Source organism: Streptomyces sp. NPDC051322 (assembly GCF_040689485.1).
Classification (GTDB): Bacteria; Actinomycetota; Actinomycetes; order Streptomycetales; family Streptomycetaceae; genus Streptomyces.
This window is the reverse complement of sequence record NZ_JBFBAK010000007.1, coordinates 23,989-38,173: the sequence shown is the minus strand read 5'-3', so window position 1 is coordinate 38,173 and position 14,185 is coordinate 23,989. Positions and strand designations below refer to the sequence as shown.

Sequence of the window (14,185 nt, the reverse complement as noted above, 5' to 3'; positions counted from 1 at the left end):
GAAGGGGCGGGCCACCGATGCCGGGTGGCCCGCCCCTTCGGCGTGCTCATACTGGCCGGCTACCCGACGATCCGAACCGGTCGAGGACCCGGAGTCCGGCGTCCCGCATGGTGGCGCTGCCCTTGTGCCCGGCGTCCTCGATGACGGTCAACTGCGCGTCGGGCCAGGCCTGTGCGAGTTCCCAGGCGGTGGTGTAAGGGCCGCTCAGATCATGCCGGCCGTGGAAGAGAGCACCCGGGATGCCCTTCAGCCGGTACGCGTCCCGCAACAGCGCGCCCCAGGTGCTCCCGCAGCTGCGCCATGTCGCCGATGAGCCGGGGTGTGGTGTTGCGGGACAGGTCGGTGGCCGGGTCACTGGCGTGCGGGGAAGAGCCGGAGCCGGGGCCGCCGTGCGCCACGAGGGCCGGCTTGCCCGCCGGGTTGCCGCACGTCTCCCAGTACAGGAGGTTGCCGTCACCGGTGTCGAGCATGCCCTGCTCGTACGGGTCGATGGGCGGGTGGAGCTCGGTCATGCCACAGTCCTTCCAGGGTCGGCCGGAAACCGCACGCAAAAAGGAGCGCGGAACAAGGGACCGTATCCTTGTTCCGCGCTCCGGCATGGAGTTTTCCGGGCCCGAAGTCTGGTACCGCCCGGCGGCACGAGGCTGGGCGCGACAGGACGTTCGCGTCGCCGGGCGGGGCTTGTGGTGTCGGTGCGGGGGTGGCCTCGAGAAACCGGGGACCGCGGCGGAGGCGATTGGCCACCGGCACTTCGTTCTTCAGGTCAGAACAACGTGCCGGTGGACTTGACCACCGCACTGGCATCGCGACTCCGTCGCGGTCCTCGGGTGCGTCCGTGCCGTCGGCCACCCCTCATTCGGGTCGACGGCACCGACTGCGAAGTGGTCCTGACCTCCCGTCAGGTCCACTGCGCGGTTTCTGGCGCGCGGACTCAGTCCTCGCGCAGGGCGCGCACCGCTTCCTCGACGCGCTTGCCGTACTCCGGGTCCGCGGCGTGGAAGTGGGCGAGGTTCTTCTCGATCACGTCGTCGCGGGTGACCTGCGAGAGGCCGCCGGCGATGTTGGAGATCAGACGGGACTTCTCGTCGTCCGTCATGACCCGGTACAGCTCGCCGGCCTGGAAGAAGTCGTCGTCCTTGACGTGCGCCGGGGCGGCGTGCGTGCCGGTCCAGCCGGCGACGGCGAGCGGGGCGGCCAGGGCCGCGTCCGACTGGGCCGGGCCCGCATACGAGTTGGGCTCGTAGTTCTTGTCCTGACGGGAGCCGTACCGGGTGGCCATGGAGCCGTCACGGCCGTAGTTGTCGGCGGTGGCGTTGCGCGGCGCGTTGACCGGGAGCTGGGTGTGGTTGATGCCCACCCGGTAGCGCTGCGCGTCGGCGTAGGCGAACAGGCGGCCCTGGAGCATCTTGTCGGGCGAGGGGCCGATGCCGGGAACGAAGTTGTTCGGGGAGAACGCGGCCTGCTCGACCTCGGCGAAGATGTTGTCCGGGTTGCGGTCCAGGACCAGACGCCCGACCCGCTGCAGCGGATAGTCGCTGTGCGGCCACACCTTCGTCACGTCGAAGGGGTTGAAGCGGTACTCCGCGGCCTCGGCGGCCGGCATGATCTGCACGTGCAGCGTCCAGGACGGGTTGACGCCCCGCTCGATGGCCTGGAGCAGATCCGTCTGGTGGCTGTTCGCGTCCTTGCCGACCAGTTCGGCGGCCTGCTCGGCGGAGAGGCTGCGCACACCCTGGTTCGTCTTGAAGTGGTACTTGACGAAGAAGGCCTCGCCTGCGGCGTTGGTCCACTGGTAGGTGTGCGAACCGTAACCGTTCATGTGCCGGTAGGACGCCGGGATCCCGCGGTCGCCCATCACCCAGGTCACCTGGTGGGTGGCCTCGGGGGAGTGCGCCCAGAAGTCCCAGACGTTGTCCTGCTCCTGCCGACCGGTGAACGGGTCGCGCTTCTGCGAGTGGATGAAGTCGGGGAACTTGATCGGGTCCTTGATGAAGAACACCGGGGTGTTGTTGCCGACCAGGTCGTAGTTGCCCTCGTCGGTGTAGAACTTCAGCGCGAAGCCGCGGGGGTCACGGACCGCGTCCGCACCGCCCAGCGAGTCGGCCACGGTGGAGAAGCGGGCGAACGTCTCGGTGCGCTTGCCGACGGCGGACAGGAAGTCGGCGCGGGTGTACGCGGTGACATCGTCGGTCACCTCGAAGTAGCCGTGGGCGCCGGAGCCGCGGGCGTGGACCACGCGCTCCGGGATGCGCTCGCGGTTGAACCGCGCCAACTTCTCCAGCAGATGCTGGTCCTGGAGCAGGATCGGGCCGCCGACGCCGGCGGTGGCAGAGTTCTGATTGTCGGCGACCGGGGCGCCTGACTCGGTCGTAAGCACGCGCTTCGACATCGTGGACCTTCCGTACTGGAGCTGCTGACGGTTCCAGGAGCGTAGATTCGCGGAGAATGTCACGTCAACAGTTTGTTGAATTTTAGGAGTGGGTCCGGGCGGCGGCAGCGCCTGGGCGCGACAGGACAGGTGTCAGCGCTGCCGCAGCCCGGAGTTCAGGGGAGGGCGATGCCCTCGGGTGGTGCCTCAGACCTGCTGGCCCGACAGCCGCTCGACCGAGCGGAGCAGCGCCGAGTGGTCGAGGCCGCCGTCGCCCTGGGCGCGCAGTGAGGCGACCAGCTGGGCGACCACCGCGCCGACGGGCAGGGCGGCGCCGACATTGCGGGCGGCGTCGGTGACGATGCCCATGTCCTTGTGGTGCAGGTCGATCCGGAAGCCGGGCTTGAAGTCCCGGTTCAGGAAGTTGTCCTTCTTGCGGGTCAGTACGGTCGAGCCGGCCAGGCCGCCGTTGAGCACGTCGAGTGCCGCGGTGAGGTTCACGCCGGACTTCTCCAGGAAGACCACGGCCTCCGCGCACGCCTGGATGTTGACGGCGACGATCAGCTGGTTGGCGGCCTTCACCGTCTGGCCGGAGCCGTGCGGGCCGCAGAGCACGATGGTCTTGCCCAGGGCGTCCAGGATCGGCTTGGCGGCGTCGAAGTCCGCCTGCTCGCCGCCGACCATGATGGACAGCACGGCCTCGATGGCACCGGCCTCGCCGCCCGACACCGGGGCGTCCAGCACGCGCAGGCCCTTGGCGGCGCCCGCCTTGCCCAGGTCGACCGAGGTCTGCGGGGTGATCGACGACATGTCGATCAGCAGCGTGCCCGGCCTGACGTTCTCCAGGATGCCGTCGGCACCGTAGGCGATGGCCTCGACCTGCGGCGATGCGGGCACCATGGTGATCACCACATCGGCGTCCCGCACCGCGTCGGCGATGGAGGCGGCTGCGGTGCCGCCGGCGGCCGCCAGGCGGTCCAGCTTGTCCTGCTCCAGCGTGAAGCCGGTCACCGAGTAGCCGGCCTTGATCAGGTTCTCGGACATGGGGGAGCCCATGATGCCGAGACCGATCCACGCGATCTTGGGGAGACTGCTCATGAGGGTGCCTCTTTCAACACGCAGGTAAAGATGGTCAGTTGGTGCGCCAGCCGAAGGCTTCGGCGCTCGGGCCGTCGCCCGGCTTGTACTCCAGGCCGACCCAGCCCTCGTAGCCGGCCTTCGCCAGCCGGTCGAGCAGGTCGGCCAACGGCAGGGAGCCGGTGCCGGGGGCGCCGCGCCCCGGGTTGTCGGCGATCTGTACGTGGCCGGTCTTGGCCGCGTAGAGGTCGATGACCTCGTTGAGGTCCTCGCCGTTCATCGCCAGGTGATAGAGGTCGAGCAGGAACGTGGCGTTCCCCAGCCCGCTGAGTTCGTTGACCTTGTCGACGACCTCGATCGCCGCCGGGGCGCTCACCAGCGGGTACAGCGGCGACTCCGGCTTGTTGAGAGCCTCGACGAGCAGGGTCGCGCCCACCCGGTCGGCCGCGCGGGCCGCCAGTACGAGGTTGTCCAGGGCCAGCGAGTCCTGGACGGCCGGGTCCACGCCGTCGACCCGGTTGCCGTAGAGCGCGTTGAGCGCCTTGCAGCCGACCGAGGCCGCGAAGTCGGCCGCGACGTCGATATTCGCGCGGAAGCGATCCGACTCCTCGCCGGGAACGGAGAGCGCACCACGGTCCGGGCCGGGCAGCCGGCCGGCGTAGAAGTTCAGCCCCACCAGCTGTGTACCGGCATCATCGAGAGCCTTCTTCAGCGCGTCGAGCTCGGCCTGCGGCGGGGTGGGGGTCTCGATCCAGGGCCACCACAGCTCGACCGCGCTGAAACCGGCCGCGGCGGCGGCCGCGGGACGCTCCAGAAGCGGGAGTTCCGTGAAGAGGATCGAGAGGTTCACATCGAAGCGCTGGTCCGTGAAGGCCATTGAAAGTGCGCTCCTTCCGTATTGCGGAAGTTATTTTCTGCTTGATGGAAGGTTGCCTGTTCCTCGGGAGGGCTGTCAAGTACGCCTCTCGTTTTTCCTGACCGGCGCAGTAGGTTGAGCAGGTGCGATTGAGAGTGGAGTTCACGACCGAGCCCTTCGACCTGGACGAGGCGCCCGCGCATGCCGTGGTGGCCCGGGAGGTCATCCAGGCGGCTGAGCTGGACGCCGTGGACGTCGGCCCGTTCGGCAACACGGCGGAGGGTGCGTCGGACGCCGTACTGACCGCGGTCGATGCGCTGCTCCGCCGGGCGCTCGGTGCGGGCGCCACCCGGGTCTCGCTCCAGGTGAACGTGATCGGGTCGGATGCCGCGGACCCGCAGGGCGACCGAAACGGACCCGAGGGAGAGGGCGAGAAGTGACCGAGTCCGGAGACCACCCGCTCGTCGCCGCGGTGAAACCGCTGGTCGATGCCATGGGCGCCGAGATGCTGGTGCCGGATCAGGCCACCGAGGAAGATGTGGTCCTCGCCTGGGAGGGCCGGGACGTCCTGGCCGTACGGCTGCCGCAGCTCTCCGACTCCCTCGACCACATCCTGCTGGCGCTGGAGCGCCGGCACGGAATGCCGCTGTCGGAGCTGGACCGGAAGGCGAAGCAGTCGGTCGTACGGATACTGGAGGCGCGTGGCGCCTTTTCCGTGCGACATGGCGTGGAGACCGTGGCGGGGGCCCTCGGGGTCAGCCGTTTCACCGTCTACAACTACCTGAACAGGGACAACTCGACCAAGAGCGAGTGAGCGAGCGCGCCCCGTGGAAAGCCGTCGTCCGGATAGCGGACGGCGGCTTTTCTTCGCACCAAGTTTTCAACAAAGTGTTGACGTGGTGTTTCCGAGGGCGTTAGCTATCCGCAGCCCGTCCAGCACAAGGCCGCACAAGCGGCCACGGAGGTCCCCGTGACTTCGAGTACGACACCGGGCCTCGCCCGGTTCAACACCCTGCAGGACAGCGCGGCGCGAGCCGCGCTCCATGAGGTGTGTGCCAGTTCGGCATGGGGCGGCAAACTGCTGGCCCAGCGCCCGTACGCCACCGCAGAAGCCCTCTTCCTCGCCAGTGACGCCGCAACGGCCGAGCTGACCGTGGAGGATCTGGCCGAAGCGATGGCAGGGCACCCGCCGATCGGCCGCCCGAAGCCCGGAGATCCGACGTCCTCCCGCGAACAGCGGGGGATGGCCGGAGCCTCCGAGGAACTCAAGACCGAGATGCTGGAACTGAACCTGGCCTACCAGGAGAAGTTCGGACATGTCTTCCTGATCTGCGCGACCGGCGCCACCGGCGAGCAGATGCGCGACGCCATGAAGGCCCGGATCGGCAACACGCCCGAGCAGGAGCGCGGACATGTGCGCACCGAACTCGGGAAGATCAACCGCATCCGGCTGGCCCTCGTCGTGGAAAAAGTCGCAGCAGAAGGAGAGGGAGAGTCTTGAGCACGCAGAGCACCGCTTCGGTGTCCACACACATCCTGGACACCAGCATCGGCCGCCCCGCCGACGGAGTCACCATTTCGCTCGCGGCCCGCACCGGCGCCGACGCGCAGTGGGTGGCACTGGGCGGATCGGCCACCGACCCGGACGGGCGCTGCAAAGACCTGCCGGCTCTGCCGGAAGGAACCACTCACGTACGGCTCGACTTCGAAACCGAGCAGTACTTCACCAAGAAACAAGCCGAGGCACAGCAGGACGCCCCCCGCGTAAGGGACAGCGGCGCTTTCTTCCCGGAGGTGGCGATCACGTTCGCCGTCGTACCGGGTGAGCACTTCCACGTACCGCTGCTGCTCAACCCGTTCGGCTACTCCGTATACCGAGGGAGCTAGCACCGACATGCCCACGATTCTCGGCCAGAACCAGTACGGCAAAGCAGAGAACCGCGTAGTCAAGATCACGCGGGACGGCGACACCCACCACATCAAGGACCTCAACGTCTCCGTCGCCCTCTCCGGCGAGATGCAGGAGGTCCACTACTCCGGCTCCAACGCGAACGTCCTGCCGACCGACACCACCAAGAACACGGTGTTCGCGTTCGCCAAGGAGCACGGAATCGAGTCCGCCGAGCAGTTCGGCATCCACCTGGCCCGGCACTTCGTCACCAGCCAGGAGCAGATCCACATCGCCCGGATCCGGATCGAGGAGTACTCCTGGAACCGGATCGCCACCTCGGACGCCAGCTCGCAGTTCATCGGGGCCGACGAGGTCAGGCACTCCTTCGTCCGCCAGGGCCAGGAGATGCGCACCTCGCAGATCACCTTCGACGGTGAGAAGTGGCAGGTCATCTCCGGTCTCAAGGACCTGACGGTGCTCAACTCCACCAACTCGGAGTTCTGGGGCTACGCCAAGGACAAGTACACGACGCTCAAGGAGGCCTACGACCGCGTCCTCGCGACCGATGTGTCCGCCCGGTGGCGGTACAACTGGACCAGCGACGCGGACCGTATGCCCAACTGGGAGAAGTCCTACGAGCAGGCCAAGAAGCACATCCTGCAGGCCTTCGCCGAGACCTACAGCCTGTCTCTGCAGCAGACCATGTACCAGATGGGCTCGCGGGTCATCAACCACCGCAGCGAGATCGACGAGGTCCGCTTCTCGCTGCCGAACAACCACCACTTCCTGGTGGACATGGAGCCCTTCGGGCTCAAGAACGACAACGAGGTCTACTTCGCAGCGGACCGCCCCTACGGGCTCATCGAGGGCACCATCCTGCGGGACGGCGTCGAGGCTCAGATCCCGGTCGACCTGACCAACCTCTGAGAGCGGCCGGGCACACCACCGCCGGCTGAAGCAGCCGCCGGCGGTGGTGCGCCGGACCGGACCACCACTCCACCCTCACCGGATACTTCTACTTCGGCACCCGGAGCCTCACGGCTGCGGCACTCAAATCCTCCCGGGGTCCTGCCGTGCCCACGCCACTGCGAGAAAAGGAGAAGCACCATGGCAGCAACGGCAGCCGAGCGGATCGTCATCGAGAACGTCGCCATCGCCACGGTCGATGCCCAGGACACCGAGTACGCATCGGGCCATGTGGTCGTCGCCGGCAACCGCATCGAGTCGGTGGGCGGCGGGAAGGCGCCCGCGGGGCTCACCGATGTGGTACGGCGGATCGACGGCACCGGACATCTGGTGACCCCCGGACTGGTCAACACCCATCACCACTTCTACCAGTGGATCACCCGGGGAATCGCCACCGACCACAACCTCTTCAACTGGCTGGTCACGCTGTATCCGACCTGGGCACGCATCGACGAGCAGATGGTGCGCGCGGCCGCGCAGGGCTCCCTCGCGATGATGGCCAGGGGCGGGGTCACCACCGCCATGGACCACCACTACGTCTTCCCGCAGGGCTCCGGCGACCTGTCGAGCGCGATCATCGGAGCAGCCTCCGAGATGGGCGTGCGCTTCACCCTGGCCCGCGGTTCCATGGACCGCAGCGAGAAGGACGGCGGCCTGCCCCCCGACTTCGCCGTCGAGACCCTCGATGACGCGCTCGCCGCCACCGAAGCCACCATCGACCAGCACCACGATGCGTCCTTCGATGCGATGACCCGGATCGCCGCCGCACCCTGTTCGCCTTTCTCCGTCTCCACCGAACTGCTCAAGCAGGGCGCCGAGTTGGCGCGCCGCAAGGGTGTCAGGCTGCACACCCACGGCAGTGAGACCGTCGAGGAGGAACAGTTCTGCAAGGAACTGTTCGGCATGGGCCCGACCGACTACTTCGAGTCGACCGGCTGGCTCGGCGACGACGTCTGGATGGCGCACTGCGTCCACATGAACGACTCGGACATCGCCGCTTTCGCCCGCACGGGCACCGGCGTCGCCCACTGCCCGTCCTCCAACGCCCGGCTCGCCGCGGGTATCGCCAGGGTCCCCGACATGCTGAAAGCCGGCGTTCCGGTCGGTCTCGGCGTCGACGGCACCGCGTCCAACGAGTCCGGCGAGCTGCACACCGAGCTGCGCAACGCGCTGCTCATCAACCGCCTCGGCGCCCATCGCGAGGCCGCGCTCAACGCCCGGCAGGCGCTGCGCCTCGGTACGTACGGAGGCGCACAGGTGCTCGGCCGTGCGGCAGAGATCGGCTCCCTGGAACCGGGGAAGCTCGCCGACCTGGTGCTGTGGAAGATGGACACCCTGGCCCATGCCTCGATCGCCGACCCGGTGACCGCGCTGGTCTTCGGCGCCGCGGCGCCGGTGACCCTCTCCCTGGTGAACGGCAGAACCGTCGTCGAGGACAACCACCTGACCACGGTGGACGAGGACGCCATCGCCCGCTCCACCCGGGACGAGGCGCAGCGTCTCGCCCGCATCGCCGCGCAGGGCTGAGCCGCCCATGAAGCTCCGGTCGGGGAGGACGGTCCCCGGCCGGCGGCCGTGCACCCGAGCGGGGTGTGCGGCAGCCGTGACCGGAGGACGTGTGCCCAGAGTGCACACGTCCTCCGGGACGGTGACGTACCCGGATCCGTTCCACCACTGCAGCCGCACCTGCACAACGCATGTTCGCACCACCTCCCTGATACCCGCGTCACCGCTGACGCGTAACCGACCGGAGGAGCCGACGTGGCCGCCCAGCCCAGGTTTCGCAATGATGCAGATGTAGCCCCCGACAGCGCACGGCCCCTCGATAGCGCATCACCCCTCGATGCCGCACGCCCCGCCGGTCCCACCGATGGCGCGAAGCACCCCGTCGACGAGGTCCTGCCGCCCTTCAAGATGTTCACCAGCGGCCTGCAGCATGTGGCCGCCATGTACGCGGGTGTTGTCGCCCCGCCCATGATCGTCGGCCCTGCCGTCGGCCTCAGCGCGAAGGAGACGGCGTTCCTGGTGGGGGCGAGCCTCTTCACCGCCGGCCTGGCCACCCTGCTACAGACGCTCGGCGTCTGGCGGATCGGCGCCCGGCTGCCGTTCGTCAACGGTGTCTCCTTCGCCGGCGTCACCCCGATGATCGCGATAGGCAAGGGCCGGGGGCATGACGGTATCGCCGTCATCTTCGGCGCGATCATCGTGGCGAGTGTGATCGGTTTCGTCATCGCCCCGTATTTCAGCAAGTTGCTCCGCTTCTTCCCACCCGTCGTGACCGGCACCGTCATCACCCTGATCGGTGTCTCGCTGCTCCCGGTCGCCTTCGGCTGGGCGCAGGGCACCGAAGGAGCGGCGGGCTACGGCTCGATGAAGAACATCGGCCTGGCAGCCCTGACTCTGGTCATCGTGCTCGCCCTGCGGAAGCTGCTGCGCGGCTTCCTCCAGCAGATCGCGATCCTGCTCGGTCTGGTGATCGGTACCGTCATAGCCATCCCGATGGGAATGACCAGCTTCGACGCGGTCACCAGCGCCGACGCGATCGGCTTCCCGACGCCCTTCCACTTCGGCGCACCGCAGTTCGAGATATCCGCCATCATCTCGATGTGCATCGTCATGTTGGTCTGCCTGACCGAGTCGACCGCCGACATGCTGGCGCTGGGCAAGGTCGTCGGCCGTCCCGCCGACGAGCGGACCATCGAGGGCGGACTGCGGGCCGACACTCTCGGCAGCGCGCTCAGCCCGCTCTTCAACGGTTTCATGGCGAGTGCCTTCGCGCAGAACATCGGCCTGGTGGCGATGACCAAGGTGCGCAGCCGGTTCGTGGTCGCGGTCGGCGGCGGCATTCTGATCGTGCTCGGGCTCTGCCCGATGGCCGCATCGGTGATCGCGCTGGTACCGCTGCCGGTGCTGGGTGGGGCCGGGGTCGTGCTCTTCGGCTCGGTGGCCGCGAGCGGCGTGCAGACGCTTGCGAGCGCCGCCATGGAAAAGGGTGAGAACGCGCTGATCGTCGCCACCGCGCTCGGCATCGGGCTGATCCCGATCGCCGCGCCGGACTTCTACCACGCCTTCCCGAAGGACGTGCTGGTCGTCCTCGACTCGGGTATCTCGACCGGTTGCGTGGTGGCCATCGTGCTCAATCTGGCCTTCAACCATCTGGGGAGGAAGCCGGCTCCGGAGGCCCTGGAGGAGCAGGCGCTCGCCGAGGCCGCGGCCGCACACTGACCGTGGCATGACAGGTACGGCGCGTACCGCACCGCTGGTGCCGTACGCGCCGTACCGTTTGTGGGTCGGCCCGGGGGTCAGCCGATGTGGTACGGGTCGCCGTAGACCTTCCAGTCCAGCGGCGGGCTCAGATTCAGGTTCTTCTTGTTGAGGAAGACGCGCTGCTCGGTGTCCACCCGGCTGGTGTCACTGTGCGCCTCCTCCTGCTTCATCGCCCAGACGCGTGCGTCCAGGAAGGCGTTGAGGTACTTCACCTCGTCACCGCCCTGGGCCGGCGGCTTCGCCTTCGCCAGGGCCCGCTTGCGTATCGCGCCGAAGCTGGTGTTGTCGTCGCCGTCGCCGTGCATGACGATGGCGTCGTAGTACGCGAACTGGCCGAGCACGCCGACACCGTCCTTCTTGCCCTGTGACACCGCCGGGTCGAAGTACACCCGGTCGCGTTCGTCGTTCTGCGCGGTCTGGAAGGCCGGGTCCTTCGCCGCGGACTTCCAGGCGCTCACGAAGCCCGAGCCGAGGCCGGAGTGCGAGTCGGTGCCGTTCACCCTGCGCAGCGCGGGAAGGTACCCGGCGAGCGTATTGTCCGGCACCCGGTCGGTGTACCGCTGCACCAGATCCAGCATGTCTCCGGTGCCCGAGCAGAAACCGATGATGCCGGCGGTGTAGCCGCGGCCGTCGCCTATGTCCTCGATGTACTTGTACTGCCCCTTCCAGTCCAGCGAGGAGTTCTCCGCGCTGGAGACGAGCTCCATGGCTATTTCCTTCTTCGCCGGATTGTCGAGACCGGTCGCCTCGGCGGCCATCCGATGCTGAGTCGTTGTCTGCTCCGGGGAGTCGGCCGCGTACGCGGTGGCGGGCAGGGCCACCAAGGCTAGCCCGAGTACGGTGCGCGTGATGATCCTCTTGCGGTGTGCCGTGGTGCTGCGGTGGGGGACGTTCACCAGACCTCCAAGGGGAATTCCTCGTTCAGGCGTTCTGTTAGGAAGCTTTCCTATCAGCTGTACCTGAGGCCGTACACCCCTGGGGAGAAAGGAGTTGAGCGATTTCTGTCCTGGGGAGATCGATCCTGACCGACCTTGGAGCGGTCGGCGACCGGAAGCGACGCGGAACGCGTCGGCGGAGCGGGCCCCATGGGCGCGGTAGCGTCTGCGGTATGGACGATCACTCTGTAGTCGATGTCGGCGACGTGCGGCTGGCCTACCGGACCTGGGGCGACCCGTTCGGAGCACCGGTCGTGCTGCTGCACGGCCTCGGCGGCTCCTCGGCGACCTGGGAGGAGACCGGGCAGGCGCTCGGCGAGGAATGGCGGGTCCACGCCATCGACCTGCGCGGGCACGGAGAGAGCGACTGGCCGGACGAATACTCGTTCGAGCTGATGCGGGACGACGTCTTCGGCTTTCTCAACGAGCTCGACCTGGACCGGGTCGGCATCGTGGGGCATTCCATGGGCGGCGTCGTCGCTTATCTGCTCGCCCAGGAGCATCCGGAGCGCGTCGAGCGTCTCGTCCTGGAGGAGACCCCGCCGCCGTTCCCCCGCGAGCCGGCGGAGTTGGTGCCTCCCGACGGTCCGATCGACTACGACTGGAACGTGGTGCCCGCCATCAAGCAGCAGGTATGGGCGCCGGACCCGGAGTGGGCCGAGCGCCTGGGGGAAATCGTCGCCCCGACGCTGCTGGTGACCGGCGGCCCCGACAGCTCCATGCCGCAGGACCAAATTCCCGACATGGTCGCGCGGATTCCTGACTCCCGGATGGCCACCATTCCGGTCGGCCACAACGTGCACGCGCTGGAGCCGGGTCAGTTCTCCGCCGTGGTCACCGAGTTCTTCACGAGCTGACGGACGCCTGGGCCGGTGATCCGGCCGGGCTCCCGCCCTGCTGCTCCCGGGCGGGACGCACCGGGAGCACGCCCCGCCCGATCGTTACGGTGTCCACTGCGGGTCGCGGCCACTGAGCCCGATCACCCGGTCAAGGAACGGCGCGTCGTCCGGCACAGCGACCGGCGGGCCGAAGATGGTGCCGCGCCCCAAAGCGTCCGCGGGCTCCAGCAGGCCGTACGACACCCCCAGACTCGCCGGATCGGCGGCATAGTCCTGCCCGGTGGACCGGGCCAGGTCCCAGCCGTGAATGACCAGTTCGTTGAGTCCCACCCGGCCGGCGACTCCTCCGGGCAGGGTCACGCCGCCCACCCGGGTGATGCCCTCCCACGCCTCCGGGGCGTGCCAGGCGGCGACCAGCTCGTCCAGTTGCCGGGGGAGCACCGTGCGCCAGTCGGGGATCAGCTCGGGCCGGGCCGCGTCCGGGGTCGTGTCGGTGTTCGGGCCGGGGACCTTCCCCGCCGCGTCGCGGAAGCCGGCGGTCAAGCCCACGAGGTGGGCGATCAGCTCCCGCACCGCATAGTCCGGACAGGGCGTGGGGTCCTTGAGCTGCTGGTCGCCGATGCCGTCGAGCAGCTCGGCGACATGGCGGGCGGCCGACTCGAAGTCGGGCAGTGAGGCGGCGGCGTCCGGGGACGCTTCCGTATCCAGGGTCTCGGTGTCCGTGTTCTCTGTGTCCATGTCGTTGAGACCCGAGCTGTGCCGGGAACTCATCGGTCGGTGGAGAACCCGGCCCGATTCCCCGGCCGGCCGGGTGACCGCACGGCTCGCTCTCCCGTTGCGGGATCCTTCCCCGCTCCGCAACCTGAGAACATGATTCCGGCGAACACCACGGGCCCCGGCAACACGATCGTCCGGTACGGGGACCCGGACCCCGCGCACGTACTGAGCGTCTACGCCGACCTGCGCTGTCCCTACTGCAAGCGCATGGAGAACGGCCTCGGAGTGGTCATGGAGCAGGCCGCCGACGCGGGCCGTTTCACCATCGAGTACCAGTTCGCCGCCCTCATCGACGACGGAGTCGGCGGCACCGGCTCCCTCGAGGCGCTGGCCGCGCTGGGGGCAGCGGCCGATGAGGGACAGAAACCGTTCATGCGCTACCTGCACGAGCTGTACGCCGAACAGCCCGATGAGAGCGACGACGCGTTCGCCGACCGGGACCGTCTCCTAGCGCTCTCCGGCGAGGTCGAGGCGCTGCGCACCGAGGGTTTCCGGAAGAAGGTCCGGGAGGGCGCCTACCTGCCCTGGGCGCAGCGCGTCGGCGCCGCCTTCGAGACCAGCACCGTCCCCGGCACCCCGACCGTGCTCATCGACGTGACCCCCATTCCGGTCATCAACCCGGCGGGCTACCCGATCACGACGGAGGCCTTCCTCGCGCAGCTCCCCGACCCGCCCCGCCCTTGAGCTCCCGCCATTGAGATCCGGCGCACCGGCGTTCGTCCCTCCCGGTGGTGGGCCATTCGACCGGTTCCCGCCGTCGGGGCACATAGCGGCGCCCGCGCGGGGGTACCGGCTGCGGGTGACGATTCAGCATCCCGTCCAGCGCGGCGGCGACCGACGCGGACTTTTCGAGAGACTGGCCGAGAACGCGTCGAACTTCACCAGTTCACCGGCGTTCCTGGTGGTGTGCTTGCTGCTGGTCGGCAACTTCGTGGCCATACACGTGGTGCAACCATCGGTGGAACTGGAACTGCTCGCCGCGGGCGTCATGACGTGCCTGACACTGCTGCTGCTGGCGCTGCTGAAGAACTCCGAGTTGCGCGCCGAGCATGCCATCCAGCGTAAACTCGACGCGATCGCGGCGGCGTTGCTGGAGGACTACGAGAGCAGGAACGGCAAGGGCGGCAAGGCCGTGGAAGATCTGCGCAAGGCCATCCGCCTCGAGGACCAGGTGTGAGCGGACTCCGCACGGCACGCTGTAGCGTGCGG

At 68.3% G+C, this 14,185-nt stretch carries 15 protein-coding genes and 1 pseudogene; 10 read left to right on the top strand and 6 right to left on the bottom strand.

Translation table 11 applies throughout. From position 1 onward, the window contains the following. Nucleotides 1–46: 46 nt before the first annotated feature. The 4 genes and pseudogenes from AB0436_RS17620 to AB0436_RS17605 form a co-directional block, all read right to left on the bottom strand. Nucleotides 47–512 (bottom strand): annotated as a pseudogene (locus tag AB0436_RS17620) (hypothetical protein). Between the two features lie 419 nt (nucleotides 513–931). Beyond that, nucleotides 932–2,389, bottom strand: coding sequence for a catalase (locus tag AB0436_RS17615; protein WP_366468784.1), 1,458 nt, complete (start codon nucleotides 2,387–2,389; stop codon nucleotides 932–934). A gap of 186 nt (nucleotides 2,390–2,575) precedes the next feature. Then, nucleotides 2,576–3,466 carry a 2-hydroxy-3-oxopropionate reductase gene (locus AB0436_RS17610; RefSeq protein WP_366468782.1) on the bottom strand — a complete coding sequence of 297 codons (891 nt, stop codon included), beginning with the start codon at nucleotides 3,464–3,466 and terminating at the stop codon, nucleotides 2,576–2,578. 34 nt (nucleotides 3,467–3,500) lie between these two features. Next, on the bottom strand, nucleotides 3,501–4,322 hold the full coding sequence (locus tag AB0436_RS17605) for a TIM barrel protein (RefSeq protein WP_366468781.1): 822 nt from the start codon (nucleotides 4,320–4,322) through the stop codon (nucleotides 3,501–3,503). 122 nt (nucleotides 4,323–4,444) lie between these two features. On the opposite strand from AB0436_RS17605, the gene AB0436_RS17600 reads away from it, so the two are divergent. The 7 genes from AB0436_RS17600 (at nucleotide 4,445) to AB0436_RS17570 (ending at nucleotide 10,383) form a co-directional block, all read left to right on the top strand. Then, a complete protein-coding gene (locus AB0436_RS17600) occupies nucleotides 4,445–4,741 on the top strand; it encodes a hypothetical protein (RefSeq protein WP_366468780.1) in 297 nt (98 codons plus the stop codon). Next, the gene (locus tag AB0436_RS17595) at nucleotides 4,738–5,115 is read left to right on the top strand and encodes a helix-turn-helix domain-containing protein (protein WP_366468779.1); all 378 of its coding nucleotides are present in this window, start codon (nucleotides 4,738–4,740) and stop codon (nucleotides 5,113–5,115) included. The genes AB0436_RS17600 and AB0436_RS17595 overlap by 4 nt, the downstream gene beginning before the upstream one ends. 156 nt (nucleotides 5,116–5,271) lie before the next feature. Then, on the top strand, nucleotides 5,272–5,802 hold the full coding sequence (gene uraD, locus AB0436_RS17590) for a 2-oxo-4-hydroxy-4-carboxy-5-ureidoimidazoline decarboxylase (protein WP_366468778.1): 531 nt from the start codon (nucleotides 5,272–5,274) through the stop codon (nucleotides 5,800–5,802). After that, nucleotides 5,799–6,188 carry a hydroxyisourate hydrolase gene (uraH, locus tag AB0436_RS17585; protein ID WP_366468777.1) on the top strand — a complete coding sequence of 130 codons (390 nt, stop codon included), beginning with the start codon at nucleotides 5,799–5,801 and terminating at the stop codon, nucleotides 6,186–6,188. Before uraD ends, uraH begins: the two co-directional genes overlap by 4 nt. 7 nt (nucleotides 6,189–6,195) lie before the next feature. Beyond that, complete coding sequence (pucL, locus tag AB0436_RS17580; RefSeq protein ID WP_366468776.1) at nucleotides 6,196–7,119, top strand: factor-independent urate hydroxylase; 924 nt, start codon at nucleotides 6,196–6,198, stop codon at nucleotides 7,117–7,119. A gap of 180 nt (nucleotides 7,120–7,299) precedes the next feature. Then, on the top strand, nucleotides 7,300–8,685 hold the full coding sequence (locus tag AB0436_RS17575) for an 8-oxoguanine deaminase (protein WP_366468775.1): 1,386 nt from the start codon (nucleotides 7,300–7,302) through the stop codon (nucleotides 8,683–8,685). Nucleotides 8,686–8,919: 234 nt separating this feature from the next. Then, nucleotides 8,920–10,383 carry a nucleobase:cation symporter-2 family protein gene (locus AB0436_RS17570; protein ID WP_366468774.1) on the top strand — a complete coding sequence of 488 codons (1,464 nt, stop codon included), beginning with the start codon at nucleotides 8,920–8,922 and terminating at the stop codon, nucleotides 10,381–10,383. 77 nt (nucleotides 10,384–10,460) lie between these two features. Here AB0436_RS17570 and AB0436_RS17565 read toward each other — a convergent pair whose 3' ends face one another. Continuing rightward, entirely contained in the window at nucleotides 10,461–11,321 is an 861-nt protein-coding gene (locus AB0436_RS17565; RefSeq protein ID WP_366468773.1) for a chitosanase, read from the bottom strand. A gap of 212 nt (nucleotides 11,322–11,533) precedes the next feature. On the opposite strand from AB0436_RS17565, the gene AB0436_RS17560 reads away from it, so the two are divergent. Then, nucleotides 11,534–12,217 carry an alpha/beta hydrolase gene (locus tag AB0436_RS17560; RefSeq protein ID WP_366468772.1) on the top strand — a complete coding sequence of 228 codons (684 nt, stop codon included), beginning with the start codon at nucleotides 11,534–11,536 and terminating at the stop codon, nucleotides 12,215–12,217. A gap of 84 nt (nucleotides 12,218–12,301) precedes the next feature. Here the strand turns inward: AB0436_RS17560 and AB0436_RS17555 are convergent, their stop codons facing one another. Then, nucleotides 12,302–12,937, bottom strand: coding sequence for a TIGR03086 family metal-binding protein (locus AB0436_RS17555; RefSeq protein ID WP_366468771.1), 636 nt, complete (start codon nucleotides 12,935–12,937; stop codon nucleotides 12,302–12,304). A 132-nt stretch (nucleotides 12,938–13,069) separates the two neighbouring features. Between AB0436_RS17555 and AB0436_RS17550 the strand changes: the two genes are divergently transcribed. Continuing rightward, entirely contained in the window at nucleotides 13,070–13,660 is a 591-nt protein-coding gene (locus tag AB0436_RS17550) for a thioredoxin domain-containing protein (protein WP_366468770.1), read from the top strand. Between the two features lie 115 nt (nucleotides 13,661–13,775). After that, on the top strand, nucleotides 13,776–14,153 hold the full coding sequence (locus AB0436_RS17545; protein ID WP_366468769.1) for a hypothetical protein: 378 nt from the start codon (nucleotides 13,776–13,778) through the stop codon (nucleotides 14,151–14,153). Nucleotides 14,154–14,185 lie beyond the last annotated feature (32 nt).

Excerpts from the sequence above, each read along its gene's own strand:
- AB0436_RS17555 (WP_366468771.1), bottom strand. The coding sequence starts at position 12,937 with ATGGACACAGAGAACACGGACACCGAGACCCTGGATACGGAAGCGTCC.
- AB0436_RS17610 (WP_366468782.1), bottom strand. The coding sequence starts at position 3,466 with ATGAGCAGTCTCCCCAAGATCGCGTGGATCGGTCTCGGCATCATGGGC.
- AB0436_RS17605 (WP_366468781.1), bottom strand. The coding sequence starts at position 4,322 with ATGGCCTTCACGGACCAGCGCTTCGATGTGAACCTCTCGATCCTCTTC.
- AB0436_RS17560 (WP_366468772.1), top strand. The coding sequence starts at position 11,534 with ATGGACGATCACTCTGTAGTCGATGTCGGCGACGTGCGGCTGGCCTAC.
- AB0436_RS17550 (WP_366468770.1), top strand. The coding sequence starts at position 13,070 with ATGATTCCGGCGAACACCACGGGCCCCGGCAACACGATCGTCCGGTAC.
- AB0436_RS17615 (WP_366468784.1), bottom strand. The coding sequence starts at position 2,389 with ATGTCGAAGCGCGTGCTTACGACCGAGTCAGGCGCCCCGGTCGCCGAC.
- pucL (WP_366468776.1), top strand. The coding sequence starts at position 6,196 with ATGCCCACGATTCTCGGCCAGAACCAGTACGGCAAAGCAGAGAACCGC.
- AB0436_RS17575 (WP_366468775.1), top strand. The coding sequence starts at position 7,300 with ATGGCAGCAACGGCAGCCGAGCGGATCGTCATCGAGAACGTCGCCATC.